Source organism: Rhabdaerophilum sp. (assembly GCF_046092605.1).
GTDB lineage: Bacteria > Pseudomonadota > Alphaproteobacteria > Rhizobiales > Beijerinckiaceae > Rhabdaerophilum.
This window is the reverse complement of sequence record NZ_JBJTDY010000152.1, coordinates 1-14,827: the sequence shown is the minus strand read 5'-3', so window position 1 is coordinate 14,827 and position 14,827 is coordinate 1. Positions and strand designations below refer to the sequence as shown.

General features: G+C 66.1%; 14 protein-coding genes. 3 read left to right on the top strand and 11 right to left on the bottom strand.

What is annotated here, in order from left to right; all coding sequences use genetic code 11:
- Positions 1-135: 135 nt before the first annotated feature.
- The 10 genes from tatB to ACKODO_RS11715 form a co-directional block, all read right to left on the bottom strand.
- Positions 136-600 (bottom strand): Sec-independent protein translocase protein TatB, encoded by a 465-nt coding sequence (gene tatB, locus ACKODO_RS11760; protein WP_408983622.1) that lies wholly within the window; start codon positions 598-600, stop codon positions 136-138.
- 66 nt (positions 601-666) lie between these two features.
- Positions 667-903 carry a twin-arginine translocase TatA/TatE family subunit gene (locus ACKODO_RS11755; protein WP_408983621.1) on the bottom strand — a complete coding sequence of 79 codons (237 nt, stop codon included), beginning with the start codon at positions 901-903 and terminating at the stop codon, positions 667-669.
- A 55-nt stretch (positions 904-958) separates the two neighbouring features.
- Entirely contained in the window at positions 959-2,053 is a 1,095-nt protein-coding gene (locus ACKODO_RS11750; RefSeq protein ID WP_408983620.1) for an ABC transporter ATP-binding protein, read from the bottom strand.
- Positions 2,046-2,840: an SMC-Scp complex subunit ScpB gene (gene scpB, locus ACKODO_RS11745; protein ID WP_408983619.1), complete on the bottom strand. Its 795-nt coding sequence runs from the start codon at positions 2,838-2,840 to the stop codon at positions 2,046-2,048. The genes ACKODO_RS11750 and scpB overlap by 8 nt, the downstream gene beginning before the upstream one ends.
- A complete protein-coding gene (locus tag ACKODO_RS11740; RefSeq protein WP_408983618.1) occupies positions 2,837-3,067 on the bottom strand; it encodes a hypothetical protein in 231 nt (76 codons plus the stop codon). The genes scpB and ACKODO_RS11740 overlap by 4 nt, the downstream gene beginning before the upstream one ends.
- 11 nt (positions 3,068-3,078) lie before the next feature.
- Positions 3,079-3,657, bottom strand: coding sequence for a segregation and condensation protein A (locus tag ACKODO_RS11735; RefSeq protein ID WP_408983617.1), 579 nt, complete (start codon positions 3,655-3,657; stop codon positions 3,079-3,081).
- Between the two features lie 16 nt (positions 3,658-3,673).
- The gene (gene nagZ, locus ACKODO_RS11730; RefSeq protein WP_408983616.1) at positions 3,674-4,693 is read right to left on the bottom strand and encodes a beta-N-acetylhexosaminidase; all 1,020 of its coding nucleotides are present in this window, start codon (positions 4,691-4,693) and stop codon (positions 3,674-3,676) included.
- 5 nt (positions 4,694-4,698) lie between these two features.
- A complete protein-coding gene (locus ACKODO_RS11725) occupies positions 4,699-6,555 on the bottom strand; it encodes an SPOR domain-containing protein (protein WP_408983615.1) in 1,857 nt (618 codons plus the stop codon).
- Between the two features lie 77 nt (positions 6,556-6,632).
- Complete coding sequence (argS, locus tag ACKODO_RS11720; protein WP_408983624.1) at positions 6,633-8,396, bottom strand: arginine--tRNA ligase; 1,764 nt, start codon at positions 8,394-8,396, stop codon at positions 6,633-6,635.
- A 65-nt stretch (positions 8,397-8,461) separates the two neighbouring features.
- Positions 8,462-9,670: a deoxyguanosinetriphosphate triphosphohydrolase gene (locus ACKODO_RS11715; protein WP_408983614.1), complete on the bottom strand. Its 1,209-nt coding sequence runs from the start codon at positions 9,668-9,670 to the stop codon at positions 8,462-8,464.
- A 91-nt stretch (positions 9,671-9,761) separates the two neighbouring features.
- Here ACKODO_RS11715 and ACKODO_RS11710 point away from each other — a divergent pair, with 91 nt between their 5' ends.
- Complete coding sequence (locus ACKODO_RS11710; RefSeq protein WP_408983613.1) at positions 9,762-10,154, top strand: HesB/IscA family protein; 393 nt, start codon at positions 9,762-9,764, stop codon at positions 10,152-10,154.
- A 92-nt stretch (positions 10,155-10,246) separates the two neighbouring features.
- Here ACKODO_RS11710 and ACKODO_RS11705 read toward each other — a convergent pair whose 3' ends face one another.
- Positions 10,247-10,474, bottom strand: coding sequence for a hypothetical protein (locus ACKODO_RS11705; protein WP_408983612.1), 228 nt, complete (start codon positions 10,472-10,474; stop codon positions 10,247-10,249).
- Positions 10,475-10,651: 177 nt separating this feature from the next.
- Here ACKODO_RS11705 and ACKODO_RS11700 point away from each other — a divergent pair, with 177 nt between their 5' ends.
- Positions 10,652-12,670 (top strand): PhoX family protein, encoded by a 2,019-nt coding sequence (locus ACKODO_RS11700; RefSeq protein ID WP_408983611.1) that lies wholly within the window; start codon positions 10,652-10,654, stop codon positions 12,668-12,670.
- 357 nt (positions 12,671-13,027) lie between these two features.
- Positions 13,028-14,827 (top strand): DNA topoisomerase IV subunit B (locus tag ACKODO_RS11695; RefSeq protein WP_408983623.1); only part of this gene is annotated, 1,800 nt, incomplete at its 3' end.

The window sequence follows — 14,827 nt, the reverse complement described above, 5'->3', positions numbered from 1 at the left end:
CCTTGATGATGCGCGCGCGCAGCTCGATCAGGTGCTCGATCAGCGGGGCGCGCGAGGCCTCGATCTCGTCCTGTCCGGCGCGGGTGTCGGGGTCGATCGTCGGGGTCGGGGTCGGGGTCGGGTCCAGCGCGGTGCTCATGCGGCGTTTCCGCTCTTCGGGGGGTCAAAGGCCGCCGGCGCAGGCTCTGCGGCGGGCGTGGTCGCATCCGAGGCCCCGGCACGGATTTCCGCTTCCATCGCCTGGGCTTCGGCCGAAATGCCTTGCACGGTCTCGTTGACGGTGGTCACGCCGGTTTCGCCGCTGGCGGTGGCCTTGGCACTTTCGGCCACGCCCTGCATTTCCTTGCGGATGGGATCGAAGGTCGCGGTCGAAAGCCCGGTCGCCTGGTTCTTGAACTCGTCGAATTCCTTCTTCACGTCGTGCAGCTCGGCCTCGCGCAAAGCGTCGTCGAACTGCGCGCGGAATTCGCCGGCCATGGTGCGCAGTTTCGCCAAGCTGCGGCCCACCGCGCGGATGACGCCCGGCAGCTCCTTCGGTCCGATCACGATGAGCGCGACGACGCCCACGATGATGAATTCACCCCAGGAAATATCGAACATGGCGAAAGGGGCACTCCTTCAGGCGCGCGGGGCTTCCACCCGAACGCCAACTCGCCCGGGGGAAGCTCAGCTCGCCTTCGGCGGCTGGCTGGCGGGCGTCTGCGTCTGCACGGTTTCGGCGGCCTTGGCCTCGAGCTCCTTGGCCTTCTCGGCGGCGGCCTGTTCGTCTTCCTTCATGCCGGCCTTGAAATTCTTGATGCCCTTGGCGACATCGCCCATCAATTCGGGGATCTTGCCGCGACCGAACAGCAGCAGCACGACCACTGCGACAATCAGCCAATGCCAGATGCTCATGCTGCCCATGAAGAGGCCTCCTCGAGAAACGCGTTCCGACCACTCCGGTCCCTGGCGGCGGAAACTAGGCTTCCCCGGTGGCAAAAACAAGGACTTCACGCGGATCGATTTCGATCCCTACATCCGCGCCCGGCCGAAAAGGCACGCTTTCACGCGCCCGCATGCGCAAGGGCAGGTCCAGTCCCTGCACGGCGAGGTCGAAGAGTTCCACCTCGCCGAGGAAACGCCGCTCGAGAACCCGGCCCGGCAGGCAGAAGCCGGGCGCGCGCAGGCGAATGGATTGCGGGCGGATGGCGGCGATTCCGCGGCGCCCCCCTGTAAGCCCGCCGGCGGGGAAGGTCCCCACGGGCGTCGCCAGAGCACCATTGCGAAACATGCCAGGCACCTCGTTGAGATCACAGAAGAAACGCGCCGCATCAAGATCCACCGGCTGGTGGTAGATCGAGCGGGCATCGCCCACCTGCACCACGCGGCCCGCCCGCATCAGCACGATGCGATCGGCGATGCGCATCGCCTCCTCGGGGTCATGCGTCACGATCAAGGCGGTGGCACCGGTTTCGCGCAGCAGGGCGACCGTATCCTCCCGCACCGTATCGCGCATGCGCTTGTCGAGGTTCGAGAAGGGCTCGTCCATCAAGAGGACGCGCGGACGGGGCACGATGGCCCGCGCGAGCGCCACGCGCTGCTGCTCGCCGCCGGAGAGATCGCCCGGCTTGGCCCTGAGACGATGCCCCAGCCCCACGCGGCGCAGCGCATTATCCGCCGCCGCGAGGGCCGTGCGGGAATCGAGGTTCGCAAGGCCGAACGCCGCGTTGCCCATCACGTCAAGATGCGGGAACAGCGCGTAATCCTGGAAAACCAGCCCCACGCCGCGCCTCTCCGGCGGCACGAAATTGTTCGGCCCGGAAATCTCCCGCCCATCGAGCAGGATGCGCCCGCGAGTCGGCTCCTCGATGCCCGAAGCCAGTCGCAGCAGCGTGGATTTTCCGCAGCCGGAGGGCCCAAGAAGGCCAATCACCTCTCCGGCTTCCGCCGTGAAAGTGACGTCCTCGACCGCGTGGATATCACCGAACGATTTCCCTACGCCCTCGAAAGCGAGGGTGGCGGGAATGACGGCGGAAGCGCGGATGCGGGGCGCGGTGCTCGGGAAATCAGCCATCAGGATCGGGGCGCGGTCGGGGCGGGTTCTCCCGATCCGCTGACATATCCGCGCCGTCGGGGTCAAGCGGCGGGGTTTCCGCCTCCTCCTCCAGGCGCTGCTCGAACATGGCCTCGAAGAGGTCGGGTTCGAGCGGGTCCTCGTCGGCGCGCAGGGCGGGGTCATCCGTGGGAAGCGGCATGGCCAGCGTGGAGAGCACAGGCTCGGCCATGCCCATGCCCGCAAGTTCCGAAAGGCTCGGCAGATCGCCCACCTTGTCAAGGCCGAACTGGATGAGGAAGGTCTCGGTCGTGCCGAAGGTCACGGGGCGGCCCGGCGTGCGACGGCGACCGCGCAGGCGGATGAAGCCGCCTTCCAGCAGCGCGTCGATCGTGCCCTTGTTGGTGGAGACGCCGCGCAATTCCTCGATTTCCGCGCGCGTCACCGGCTGGTGATAGGCGATGATTGCCAGCGTCTCGAGCGCGGCGCGTCCCAGTTTCTTTTCCTCGTGGCTTTCCTTCCTCAGGAGGTAGCCGAGATCGGGCGCGGTGCGGAACATCCATTTTCCGGCGACGCGCAGCAGGTTCACGCCTCTGTTGTGGTAGAGCGCCGCCAATTCAGCGAGCACCGCCTGCACCGCCACACCCTGCGGCAGCATGCGGGCCAGGGTTTCCTCCGCGAGCGGTTCGGGCGAGGCAAAGAGCAGCGCCTCGGCGATGCGCAGGCCATGCGCGAAACGCTGGATCGTCTCGTCATCGGCATCCACGGTGCGGAGAACCGGGGCGGGGCGCGAAGGCGGTTTGCTCATGACGCGGGCTCCGCCGGGAGCGGCGGCCGTTCCGCGCGGCGCAGGAACAAGGGTGCGAAAATCGCCTCCTGTCTCACATCCGCCCTGCCGTCACGCACCAGTTCGAGGCTCGCCGCGAAAGCCTGCCGCGCGGGGCAGGGGAGGTCGTGGTCATCGAGCGGCAATTCTCCTGGGAAGCGAGCCTGCAGGACCTGATTGCGGCCTATGCCGAGTTGCGGAAGCTTCATGCGCAGAGCCGCTACCGCATCGACGCCCGCGTCAGCGTGCCCGTTCCGGAAGCGCGGAGCTTCCTGGAAGGGGAACTGGCGCGGGAGCGCGACTGGACCACGCTGGACAGCCTGCTCGCGCGCATGGCCGCAAGCCGCATCGCAAGCCGCTCCGCGCCGCGCAGCGCGCGCGCATCGGCCTTCGCGCCGAGCATCTCGCCCAGGTGACGGACGCTTTCGAGCCGTTGCAGGCGATCCGCGAGCCGGCTCGCGAGATCGACCGCCTCCGGGTCGGCGTCGTTGGTTCTCTGCGGCAGGATCAGGCGCGATTTCAGATAGGCCAGCCACGCGCCCATCACGAGATAATCGCCGGCGACCTCCAGTTTCAGCCGGCGGGCCTCCTGAATGTAAGCGAGATACTGGTCCGCGAGGTCGAGGATGGAAATTGCGCGCAGGTCGAGCCGGTTTCGCCGCGCGAGATCGAGCAACAGGTCGAGCGGGCCTTCATAGCCCTCGAGCGTGACGGTCAAGCGCTCGCCCTCGTCGCGATCCTCGCCCGCGACAAGCACGCTCTCCTCGAAATCGAGGCTGGTATCGATGGGGTCCGACATGGCGCGGAGAATCGCCTCAATGCGTGGGGATGGCAAGCAACTCCGCGAGGCGTGCCTGGGCTTGTCCACGGTCAATCGCCAGCCGCGCAGTCCGCTTGAGCGCAGACAGCGCCCGGTTGAGCCGACGCTCCGCCTCCGCCGTGAGGCCCGGGCAACCTTCGGCGATCGGGATCATCTCGTCCATCTCGCCATTGCAATGGAGAACGAGATCGCAGCCTTCGGCGAGCACGGATTTCCGGCGGTCGGCGAAATGGCCCGAAAGCGCCTTCATCGAAAGATCGTCGGACATCAGGAGACCGTCGAAGCCCATCTGGCCGCGAATGACCTCCGTGATCACCTTTCGGGAGGTGGTCGCCGGTTGATGCGGGTCGATCGCCTCGTAGACGACGTGGGCGGTCATCGCGAGGTCAAGATCCCCCAATGCGCGGAAGGGTGGAAAATCCGTGTGATCCAGCATGCAGCGGCTAGCTCGCACGCGCGGCAGCGCATGATGGCTGTCCGACATCGCGCGGCCATGGCCGGGTATGTGCTTGATGACCGGCAGGACGCCGCCTTCCAGAAGGCCCTGCGCCGCGGCACGCCCCAGCGCCATCACGACATGCGGCTCGCGGCCATAGGCGCGGTCGCCGAGCACGTCATGCGCGCCGGCTACCGGCACGTCGAGCACGGGAAGGCAATCGACATTGATGCCCAACTGGAAGAGGTCTTCCGCGATCAGCCGCGCGCCCAGAAAGGCGGCTTCGCCCGCAAGATCCGGGTCGACACGCCAGAGCGCGCCATAGGCCGCGCCGGGCGGGTAGCTTGGCCAATGCGGTGGCCGGAATCTGGCGACGCGTCCGCCTTCCTGATCGACGAGCACGAGGGCATCCGGGTTGCCGGAGGCCTCCTTCATGGCGGCGACAAGCGCCTTGACCTGCGCGGGGTCCTCGATGTTCCGGCGGAAGAGGATGAACCCCGCCAGCTTGTGCTCGGAAAAGAAGGTGCTTTCGCTGTTCGTCAGGCGCGGGCCCGCCGCGCCGAAGATCAGGGGCTTCATCGCGGCTACTGGCGCGCGACAAAGCAGGCACCGCCGGCCGCGCGGATGCGGTCGCAGGCGGCGGTGGCGTCGGCTTGCGCGAAGCCGGTCACGCGGACGCGATAGACCGTCTGTCCATTGGACTCGCCCCGCACGACCACCGGCGATTTCCCGCCGATCTGGCCAGCGAAGCGCTGCCCCAGCTGCCGGCTTGCATTCTGCGCATCCGCTTCCGAGGGGCGCGAGGCGAGCTGGATCGCAAAGGCACCGCCCGCTCCCGCTGCTGGTGCATTTGCCACGCGCGGCGCCGGGTTCGCGGGTGCTGCGGCATTGGCCGGCGGCGAAGCCGGGCGATTGGTATTGACGAGCGGAAGCGGGGCATTCGTGGCGGGCCGCTGGGCAGCCGGCGGCGCAGTCTGCGGCCGCGGCGGCGTGACGGGGGATTGCGGCCGCGCCTCGACCTTCGGACCACTATCCGCCGAGGATGTCGCGGCTGGCGGCGGCGTGGGGGCCGGGGGCGGCACCACGACGGAAGGCAGGTTGACGGATGGCGTCGGGCGAATGGCCGCCTGCGCGCCGGGCGGCATCGTCATCGGGGCCTGGGGGCGAGCGGGCGGGACGGAACCAGCCGCTCCCGTCGCGATGCCGGCAATCGGCCCGATGCCGATTCCCGAAGTTGCAGACGGCGCGGCAGAAGGGGGCGGCGTGACGGACGGGGGCGGCGTGACCGGGTCGGCGATGCGCACGGATTGCACGCGACGCGGCTCGCCGGGCGCCGGAACGGGTGTCGTTCCAGCCGGCGTGACGCCGGGCGGAGGGCTATCGCTGCTGGGCGTCGCGGTGTTCGGCGTCGTTGGGTTCGGCGTCGCCGGGTTTGACGCACCCTGGAACGGGCTCGGCGCCACGATGCGCACGCTGTCGCGCCGCGCGATCTGGTTGAGGTCAACGGGCTGCTCGGTCTGGTTCACGACCTGTGCCGGGCGCGAATCAGCGGGCGGTGCGTTGCGCGCCGCCAGCACCTGCTTGTTCTGGTCCGGCACCTCGAGCCCGCCCGGATTGGCCGGGCGTTCCTTGGCCGGTTGCGGTTTCGCCGCGACCACCGGGACATTGCCGCCGGACGCGGTCTGGTTTTTCGTTCCGCCGGAGAAGAGCGCGAGGCCGCCAATCACCGCGAGGCCGGTCACGGCCACGCTGCCGAGCGCGAGGAAAATCCCGCGCGAGCGCCCCGTGCCTCCCCTGGTGCCCGCCGCGAGGGCGGCACCGCCGGCAAAGGCTGCGGCCTCGGCCTCGGCATTGAGGCGGTTCTCGGTCGCAGCCAGCGCCTGATGCGTATCGGACGGGTCAAATTCCGGCTCGGTGATCGCCTGCGGCTCAGGCGCCCGGCTATCCTGGGAAACGGGCTGCCCGGAATCCGGCCAACCCTGCCGGGAAGGTATCCGCGCATCGCCCGCATATTCCGCGCGGAGCGGTTCGACCGGATTGGCTGGCACCGGAGGGCGGCTCATCGCTTCGAAACGACGTAATTCTTCCTCGAAATCCAGCAGCGGATCGCGCCCAAGTGGCGGAGCGGCCTCGCTCGACACGACGGGAACGAATTGCGGCGGCTTGTCGAGATCGGACCGCAAGGCCTGCTCGATGGCCGAAATGCGTGAAACGCTTGGCGGTCCGCCCGGCGCCTCGAACACCACGGGCGCTTCCACGAGGCGGTTGAACTCGGCCAAAGCCGAATCAGCCTTGATTGCCGGCTCAGGCGTTTGCGCAGGCTGGAGCGGCACGGCGGCAGGCTCCAGGCCATCCGCCTTGAGGCTGTCTCGCAAGAGACGGTCGAAAGCTTCGAGGTCCGCGAGAGACGGCTCGCGCCGGGGCTCATTCTTGAGGGTCATGAACGCGACTTCCCTTCCTGCAACGCCGCCACGATGGACGACCGCTCGCCGAATGGACACGCGATGCCCGCGTCGCCCTAGCGCATCTCTTCCGGCGCGGAGACGCCGAGAATTGCAAGGCCATTCGCAAGCACCGTTCTCGTGGCCTTCACGAGAGCCAGCTTCGCCAGTGTTCCTTTTCGATCATCGTTATTAATAAACCTCAAATCGGGCAATTCCTTGCCCTTGTTCCACAAGCCGTGAAAGGCACTTGCAAGATCGTAGAGGTAGAAAACAATGCGATGGGGCTCGCGGCTCAGCGCCGCCTGTTCGACCAGACGCGGGAATTGTGCGACGAGCCGAATGAGGGCAGCCTGCAACTCATCGTTGAGAATTGCAAGATCGGCCATGGCCATTTCGGCATGCGTGACGGGCGGTATCACCAGCGTTTCGGCCTGCCGGAACACGCTCGCCGAGCGGGCATGGGCGTATTGCACATAGAAGACCGGGTTGTCCTTGGATTGTTCCAGCACCCTGGCGAGGTCGAATTCCAGCTCCTGGTCATTCTTGCGGTCGAGCATCATGAAGCGGATCGCGTCGCGGCCAACCTCGTCGATCACGTCGCGCAGCGTGATGAAATCGCCCGCGCGCTTGCTCATCTTCACCGGCTCGCCGTTGCGCATCAGCTTCACGAGCTGGCAGAGGCGAACTTCGAGGTTGCCCTTGCCCCCGGTCGCGGCGCGGGTGGCCGCCTGCATCCGCTTCACATAACCGCCGTGGTCGGCGCCCCAGACATCGATCATCTCGGCGAAGCCGCGGGCGAACTTGTTCGCGTGATAGGCGATGTCGGAGGCGAAATAGGTGTAGCTGCCATCCGACTTCATGAGCGGACGATCGACATCATCGCCGAAATCGGTCGCGCGGAACAGCGCCTGCTCGCGATCCTCCCAATCCTCGTCCTTCTGGCCCTTGGGCGGGGGAAGCCGGCCCTGATAGATGAGCCCGCGATCCCGGAAATCCTGGATGGTCGCGGCCACGCGATCGCCCTCGCCCGCGTTCCTGCCCTGCAGCGAGGCCTCCGAGAAGAACAGGTCGTGCTTCACGTTGAGCGCGGCGAGATCCTCGCGGATCATGTCCATCATGGCGTCGATGGCGATCTGGCGGACCTTCGGAAGCCATTCGCTTTCATCAAGGTTTTCGAGCGTCTCGCCAAACTCTTCCGCGAGCTTCCTGCCAACCGACACGAGGTAATCGCCGGGATAGAGCCCCTCGCCCACCGGGCCAACATCGCGGCCCAGAGCCTCGCGGTAACGATGGAAGGCGGAACGCGCGAGCACATCGACCTGCGCGCCGGCATCGTTGATGTAGTATTCGCGCGTGACCTCATAGCCCGCGACCGAGAGCAGGGTCGCCAGCGCATCGCCATAAACCGCGCCGCGGCCATGGCCGATATGCATGGGGCCCGTGGGGTTGGCGGAGACATATTCGACGTTGATCTTCCGGCCCTGCCCCAGATCGGATCGCCCAAAATCCGCGCCGGCCGTCAGCACCGCGCGCAGCACATCGTGATAGGCAGAGGGCGGCAGGGTCGCGTTGATGAAGCCCGGACCAGCGACATCGAGCTTCGCATAGCGGCCGGATCTTTCGAGCGCGGCCACGATCTCGGTGGCAAGCGCGCGCGGGTTCGTCCTCGCCTCCTTCGCCAGCACCATGGCGGCGTTGGTGGAGAGATCGCCATGGCTCGCATCGCGCGGCGGCTCGACCGTGACGCGCGCCAGAGCCTCGGCGGGGAGGTTCGCGGTCAGCGGCAGGGCGCGAAGGGCCGCCTGCACATCGGCGGCGAAGGACGAGAACAGGTTCATGCGGAACACCAGCGAAACGGCCATATCCTCAAGGAAGAATGGCGAAGACAAGCGGGGCTCGCGGCCTAGCGAAGCGGCGGCGTTTCGTCAAACAGGCGCTGGAATTCGGCCAGCGCGAAGCGGTCGGTCATGCCCGCGATGTAATCCGCGATCGCGCGGGGGCGTGCCGCTTCGCCTTCCGCTGCCCCCATGGCGGCGGGGTCGGCCATGTAGCGCTGGAAGAGCGCGCGAAGGATGCGCTCCGCCTGCTCCCGCATGACCATCACGCGCGGGGCGCGATACATCCTTTCGAACAGGAACGCCTTCAGCGCCTTTTCCTCCCGCGCCATCCCGCCGGAAAAGGCGATGACGGGGAGTGGCGCGCCGCGGATATCCTGGGCCGAAAGCGGGTCAAGGCGCATGATCCGCCGCTCAGCCTCCTGCCCCACATCCTCCACGAGACGCGTGATCACCCGCCGCATGATTTCATGGGCAAAGCGCGGAGGCTCGAGGCCCGGCCATTTCGCGTCGATCTCGGCAATGATCAGCCCGATCAGCGGCACGTCGCTGAGGTCGTCAATGCCGAAGAGCCCGGCGCGCAGGCCGTCATCGATGTCATGGGCGTTGTAGGCGATGTCATCGGCAGTGGCGGCCACCTGCGCTTCCGCCGAGGCATGGCTTGCGAGATCAAGCGGAAACAGCTTATCGAATTCGCAAATCGCGAGCGGCACGCCTTTCGCGCGGTAGCGGCCGATGGGCTCTCCGCTCGGCGCGACGAGCGGTCCGTTATGCTTCACGAGGCCTTCCAGCGTCTCCCAGGAAAGGTTCAGCCCGTCGAACCCGGCATAACGCTGTTCGAGCCGCGTGACGATGCGCAGGGCCTGCGCGTTGTGGTCGAATCCGCCATGCGGGGCCATCAACGCGTCGAGCGCATCCTCGCCGGCATGGCCGAACGGGGTGTGGCCGAGATCATGCGCGAGGGCCAAAGCCTCCGCGAGATCCTCGTCGAGGCCGAGATTGCGGGCGAGCGCGCGGGCGATCTGGCTCACCTCTATCGTATGCGTGAGGCGCGTGCGGTAATGGTCGCCCTCATGCTCCACGAACACTTGCGTCTTGTGCTTCAGGCGGCGAAAGGCGGTGGAATGGATGATGCGATCACGATCCCGCTGGAATTCGGTGCGCGTCGGCGAGGGCTCGGCCGGAAAGAGCCTCCCGCGAGAGGCGCGGTGGTCGACGGCGAAGGGCGAGAGCGGGCGCTCGCGGGTGAACAGCATCGTGATCGTCGGCCTTGTCATGAATCTTGCGGGCGGGCCGCGCCTTCCTTACATTCAAATGCACCATTCACGCAAAAGGCGGCAGGGCCTTGAACCCTGACCGGAAACGATGATGGCTCCGAAATTTGCCCTTTCCGCGACCGATATCGTCGCGCCTCCTCCCGTCGTCCGGCCGGAGAAGCCGCCGCTGGCGGTGACGGAAAGCGCCGCGAAACGTCTTGCGGTGATCCTGTCCAGGGAGAAGCCCGGCGCGATGATGCGCGTGGCGGTGGAAGGCGGCGGCTGCTCGGGCTTCCAGTATCGCTATTCGATCGAGACCGAAGCACGGCCCGACGACCTCAGCATCGAGCGCGAGGGAATCATCGTGCTCGTGGACCCGGTTTCCGCGCCCTATCTCGAAGGCTCGGAACTCGATTTCGTCACCGAGTTGCTGGGCCAGAGCTTCCAGATCCGCAATCCGCAGGCGACCGCGAGCTGCGGCTGCGGCACGAGTTTCAGCGTCTGAGGGCGCCAGGCTGAGGAGCCATGCAATCGGGCGTCACGGAGACTGAGCCCCGGCTTCCGCGCGACACGGCAGGGTCTAAGCTCGAACTCTCGTCAGACCGCCGCGCGCCAGCCGGGCAGCGCTGCGATCATCTTGGTGAAGCCGAAATGATGCCCCGCCGCGAGGGTGAAAAACCCGGCCAGCACCGCCAGCATGGTCACCTTCTTCGCCCGGCCGGGATGCGCGACATAACGCGGCTCGAAATCATCCTCGCAGCAGCCGAAGGCACCGCCGGCCGCATGGGCGCAGTTTTCGAGCGACTTCATGCGGGGCGAGTACATGGCACAACCTCGTGGGCGGAACAGCGATTCGAACGCCCGCGATCATCCATTTCGATCGTGAAGTTTTGCTGAATGCGCCGGTCATCGGCGAGCCATCCCGGACACGCGGCTGTCATGGAGATTTGCCAATCTCGAAAAGACATGTTTCGCTGGCAAAAGACATCAGGTGGAAGCACCATGAACACGACCGAGCGCGCGAGCTTCGAAGCCATCAACGGCATGGATGACGACGAGGACAACGAGACCAACCCCACCACGAGCCCGACCATCGGCGACATCATCGCCGAGCGCATGGATCGCCGCGACCTCATGCGCGGCCTGCTCGCGAGCACCGTGCTCGCCGCGGCCCTGCCCGCCGGCTTCATGGCCGCAGGTTTCATGGCCGCCGAGCCGGCGCAGGCCCAGACTGCGAAGCGCACGAAGTCCGCGTTCAATTTCAAGGAGGTGACAGCCGGTGTCGATGGCAACCACCACATTGCCGAAGGCTACGATGCCGATATCCTCATCCGCTGGGGCGACCCGATCATGCCCGATGCCCTGCCCTTTGATCCGATGGCGCAGACCGGCGCGCGGCAGGCGAAGCAGTTCAGCTACAACAATGATTTCGTGGGTTACTTCTCCCTCAAGGGCAGCAATCGCGGCCTGCTCGCGGTCAACCACGAATATACGAGCACGGAACTGCTCTTTCCCGGCCTGAAATCCGTCTCCGATGCCCGCTCGGCCGACCCCGCCAAGATCACCCGGCAGATGGCCGAGGTGGAGATGATGGCGCATGGCGGCTCGGTGGTGGAAATCGAGCGCGGAAAGGAGGGCAAATGGGCCGTGGTCGAGCGTTCGAGATATGCGCGCCGCATCACCGCCGAAACGCCGATGGAGATCACCGGCCCCGCCGCCGGGCATGATCGCATGAAGACCAAGGCCGACCCCACGGGCCGCCGCGTGCTCGGGATGATCAACAATTGCGCGGGCGGCACCACGCCCTGGGGGACCTGGGTCACCTGCGAGGAAAACATCAACAACTATTTCCTCGGCCCCGTTCCGGCCGGGCATCGCGAGGAGGCAAACTGGAAGCGCATCGGCATTCCCGGACGCCGCTATGCCTGGGGGCATTATGTCGATCGCTTCAAGGTCGAGAAGGAGCCGAACGAACCCAACCGCTTCGGCTGGATCGTCGAGATCGACCCCTATGACCCCACCTCCATGCCCAAGAAGCGGACCGCTCTCGGCCGCTTCAAGCACGAGGGGGCGGCGGGCATCGTCAACCCGAAGGGTGGGCAATACGTGCTCTATTCCGGCGACGACCAGATCAACGATTACGTCTATCGCTTCGTGACCAGGGGCAAGGTGGTGCCGGGCAAGCGCGCGGATAACATGAACCTGCTCGACGAGGGTGTGCTCTCGGTCGCGAAATTCGGCGCGGATGGCACGATGGAATGGTTGCCCCTCGTCTTCGGGCAGGGCCCGCTCACCCCCGCCAACGGCTTTGCAAGCCAGGCCGATGTGCTGATCGAAACCCGTCGCGCGGCCGACCTTCTCGGCGCGACGAAGCTCGACCGGCCGGAGGATGTCGAGGCCAACCCGAAAACGGGCAAAGTCTATATCATCCTCACCAAGAACGCGAACCGGAAGCCCAACGAGGTGGATGGCGTCAATCCGCGGGCGGATAACAAGCATGGGCATATCGTGGAACTGACCCCGCCGGATGGGGACCAATCCGCCACAAGGATGAAGTGGGAAATCCTCGTGAAATGCGGCGATCCATCGGTGGCCGCCGTGGGTGCGAGCTTCAACCCGCTGACCTCGAAGGACGGCTGGTTCTCCAATCCGGATAACTGCGCCTTTGACGCCATGGGTCGCATGTGGATCTCCACCGACGGCAATGCGGATGATTTCAACGGCCGCTCCGATGGCATCTGGGCGCTCGATACCGAGGGTGCTGCGCGCGGCACCTCGAAGCATTTCTACCGGGCGCCGGCCGGTGCCGAGGTGTGCGGCCCCTGCATGACACCGGATATGCAGACCTTCTTCGTCGCGGTTCAGCACCCGGCCGAGGATGGCAAGGAATGGAAGGCCTGGGGCAAGGATTCCACCTTCGATGATCCCTCGACGCGCTGGCCGGATTTCAAGCCGGGCATGCCGCCACGCCCGGCCATCGTGGCCATCACCAGGAAGGGCGGCGGAAAAATCGCGGTCTAGAGCGCAAACCGATCTGATTGAATCAGATCTGGCGCTCACTCTTCTTGTTTTCGCATCCGCTTTTTCCGCCAACCGGTATCCACTTGGCGGGCGGATGCTCTAGGAGCATTCTCAAGCGAAGTGGTCGCCGGTTCGCGTGAAGAGAATGCGACCATGAACAAAACAGGCAGTCGGCAAGCGACTTCCCGCATCGAAAGGCGGGAAAACCTGCAACGGGGGGAGGAATTCCCGCCCCCGTTTGTGGCATGATACGGCTGATTCGAATCAGTCAGCGTTCCCAGCCCCCAGGTCTTGATGTCCTCGAAATCCTCGCCTGCCCTCGATCTTTTCGGCCAGCTTGAGAAAGCCGCGCAGGACATGGTGCGCGAGGCGAAGCCGAGGCCGGCCATTGCCGGCACGGGCGAGAAACCGCCAGCGCCTCCGGCCAATCCCGCCCCGGCGGGCGGTGGCAGCGGCGGTGGCAGCAAGGCCCCGCCGCCGCCTGCCTCGCCCTCCTCCGGCGGCTATGACGGCTCCTCCATCGAGGTGCTCGAAGGGCTGGAGCCCGTCCGTCGCCGCCCCGGCATGTTTATCGGCGGCACGGATGAGAAGGCCTTGCACCACCTCTTCGCCGAGGTGCTCGACAATTCGATGGACGAGGCTGTCGCGGGCCATGCGACCTTCATCGACATCCACCTTGCATCTGACGGCTTCCTCACGGTGGCCGATAATGGCCGCGGCATCCCGGTGGATGCGCATCCGAAATTCCCGGGCAAGTCCTCGCTCGAAATCGTGATGTGCAAGCTGCATGCCGGCGGCAAGTTCGATGGCAAGGCCTATGAGACCTCCGGCGGCCTGCATGGCGTGGGCGTATCGGTGGTGAATGCGCTTTCGGAACTCGTGGAGGTGGAAGTCGCGCGCGAGCAGCAACTCTATCGCATGCGCTTCTCGAAGGGGCTGCCGCTGGGTGCGCTGGAGCATCTCGGCGCCATCCGCAACCGGCGCGGCACAAGCGTGCGCTTCAAGCCGGATGGCGAGATCTTCAAATCCGGCTCCGCCTTCTCGCCCGCCCGCCTCTACAAGATGGCGCGGTCGAAGGCCTATCTCTATCGCGGCGTGGAAATCCGCTGGGCCTGCGATCCCGCCCTCGTCGCCGGCACGGATACGCCCGATCGCGCGGTTTTGCGCTTTCCCGGCGGCCTGTCGGATTATCTCGCGCGCGAGGTGGAAGGCAAACCGCTCGTCGTGGAGGAGATGTTCGCCGGGAAACTGGATAAACAGGGCCACGGCGCCTGCGAATGGGCGCTCGCCTGGTTCCAGCACGATGACGGCTTCGTCTCCTCCTATTGCAACACCGTGCCGACGCCCGATGGCGGCACGCATGAGGCCGGGCTGCGCGTCGCGCTGCTGCGGGCGCTGAAGGATCATGCCGAGCGCATCGGACAAACCAAGCGCGCGGCCGCGATCACCTCCGACGACGTGATGACCGGCGCGGCGGTGATGCTCTCGGTCTTCATCCGCGAGCCGGAATTCGTGGGCCAGACCAAGGACAAGCTCGCAACCCCCGAAGCCTCGCGCATCGTCGATGCCGCGATCCGTGATGCTTTCGACCATTGGCTCGCGGGCAACCCGAACAACGCGAATCGGCTTCTCGATTTCGTCATCGAGCGCGCGGAGGACCGCCTGCGCCGCCGCGCCGAGAAGGATGTCGCGCGGAAAACCCCGGTGCGGAAATTGCGCCTGCCCGGCAAGCTCGCGGATTGCACGCTTTCCGCCACGCAAGGCTCGGAACTCTTCATCGTCGAGGGCGATTCGGCCGGTGGCTCCGCGAAACAGGCGCGCGATCGCGCCTCTCAGGCCATTTTGCCCTTGCGCGGCAAGATCCTCAACGTCGCCAATGCCGGGAAAGATAAACTCCAGGCGAACCAGCAGCTCGCCGATCTCATGCTCGCGCTCGGCTGCGGCACAGGCTCGCAATATCGCGAGGATGACCTGCGCTACGGCAAGATCATCATCATGACCGACGCGGATGTGGATGGCGCGCATATCGCCTCCCTCCTCATCACCTTCTTCTACCGGCAGATGCCGAAGCTGATCGAGAACGGGCACCTCTTCCTCGCCGTGCCGCCGCTCTATCGCATCACGCATGGCGGAAAAACCGTCTATGCCCGCGATGAC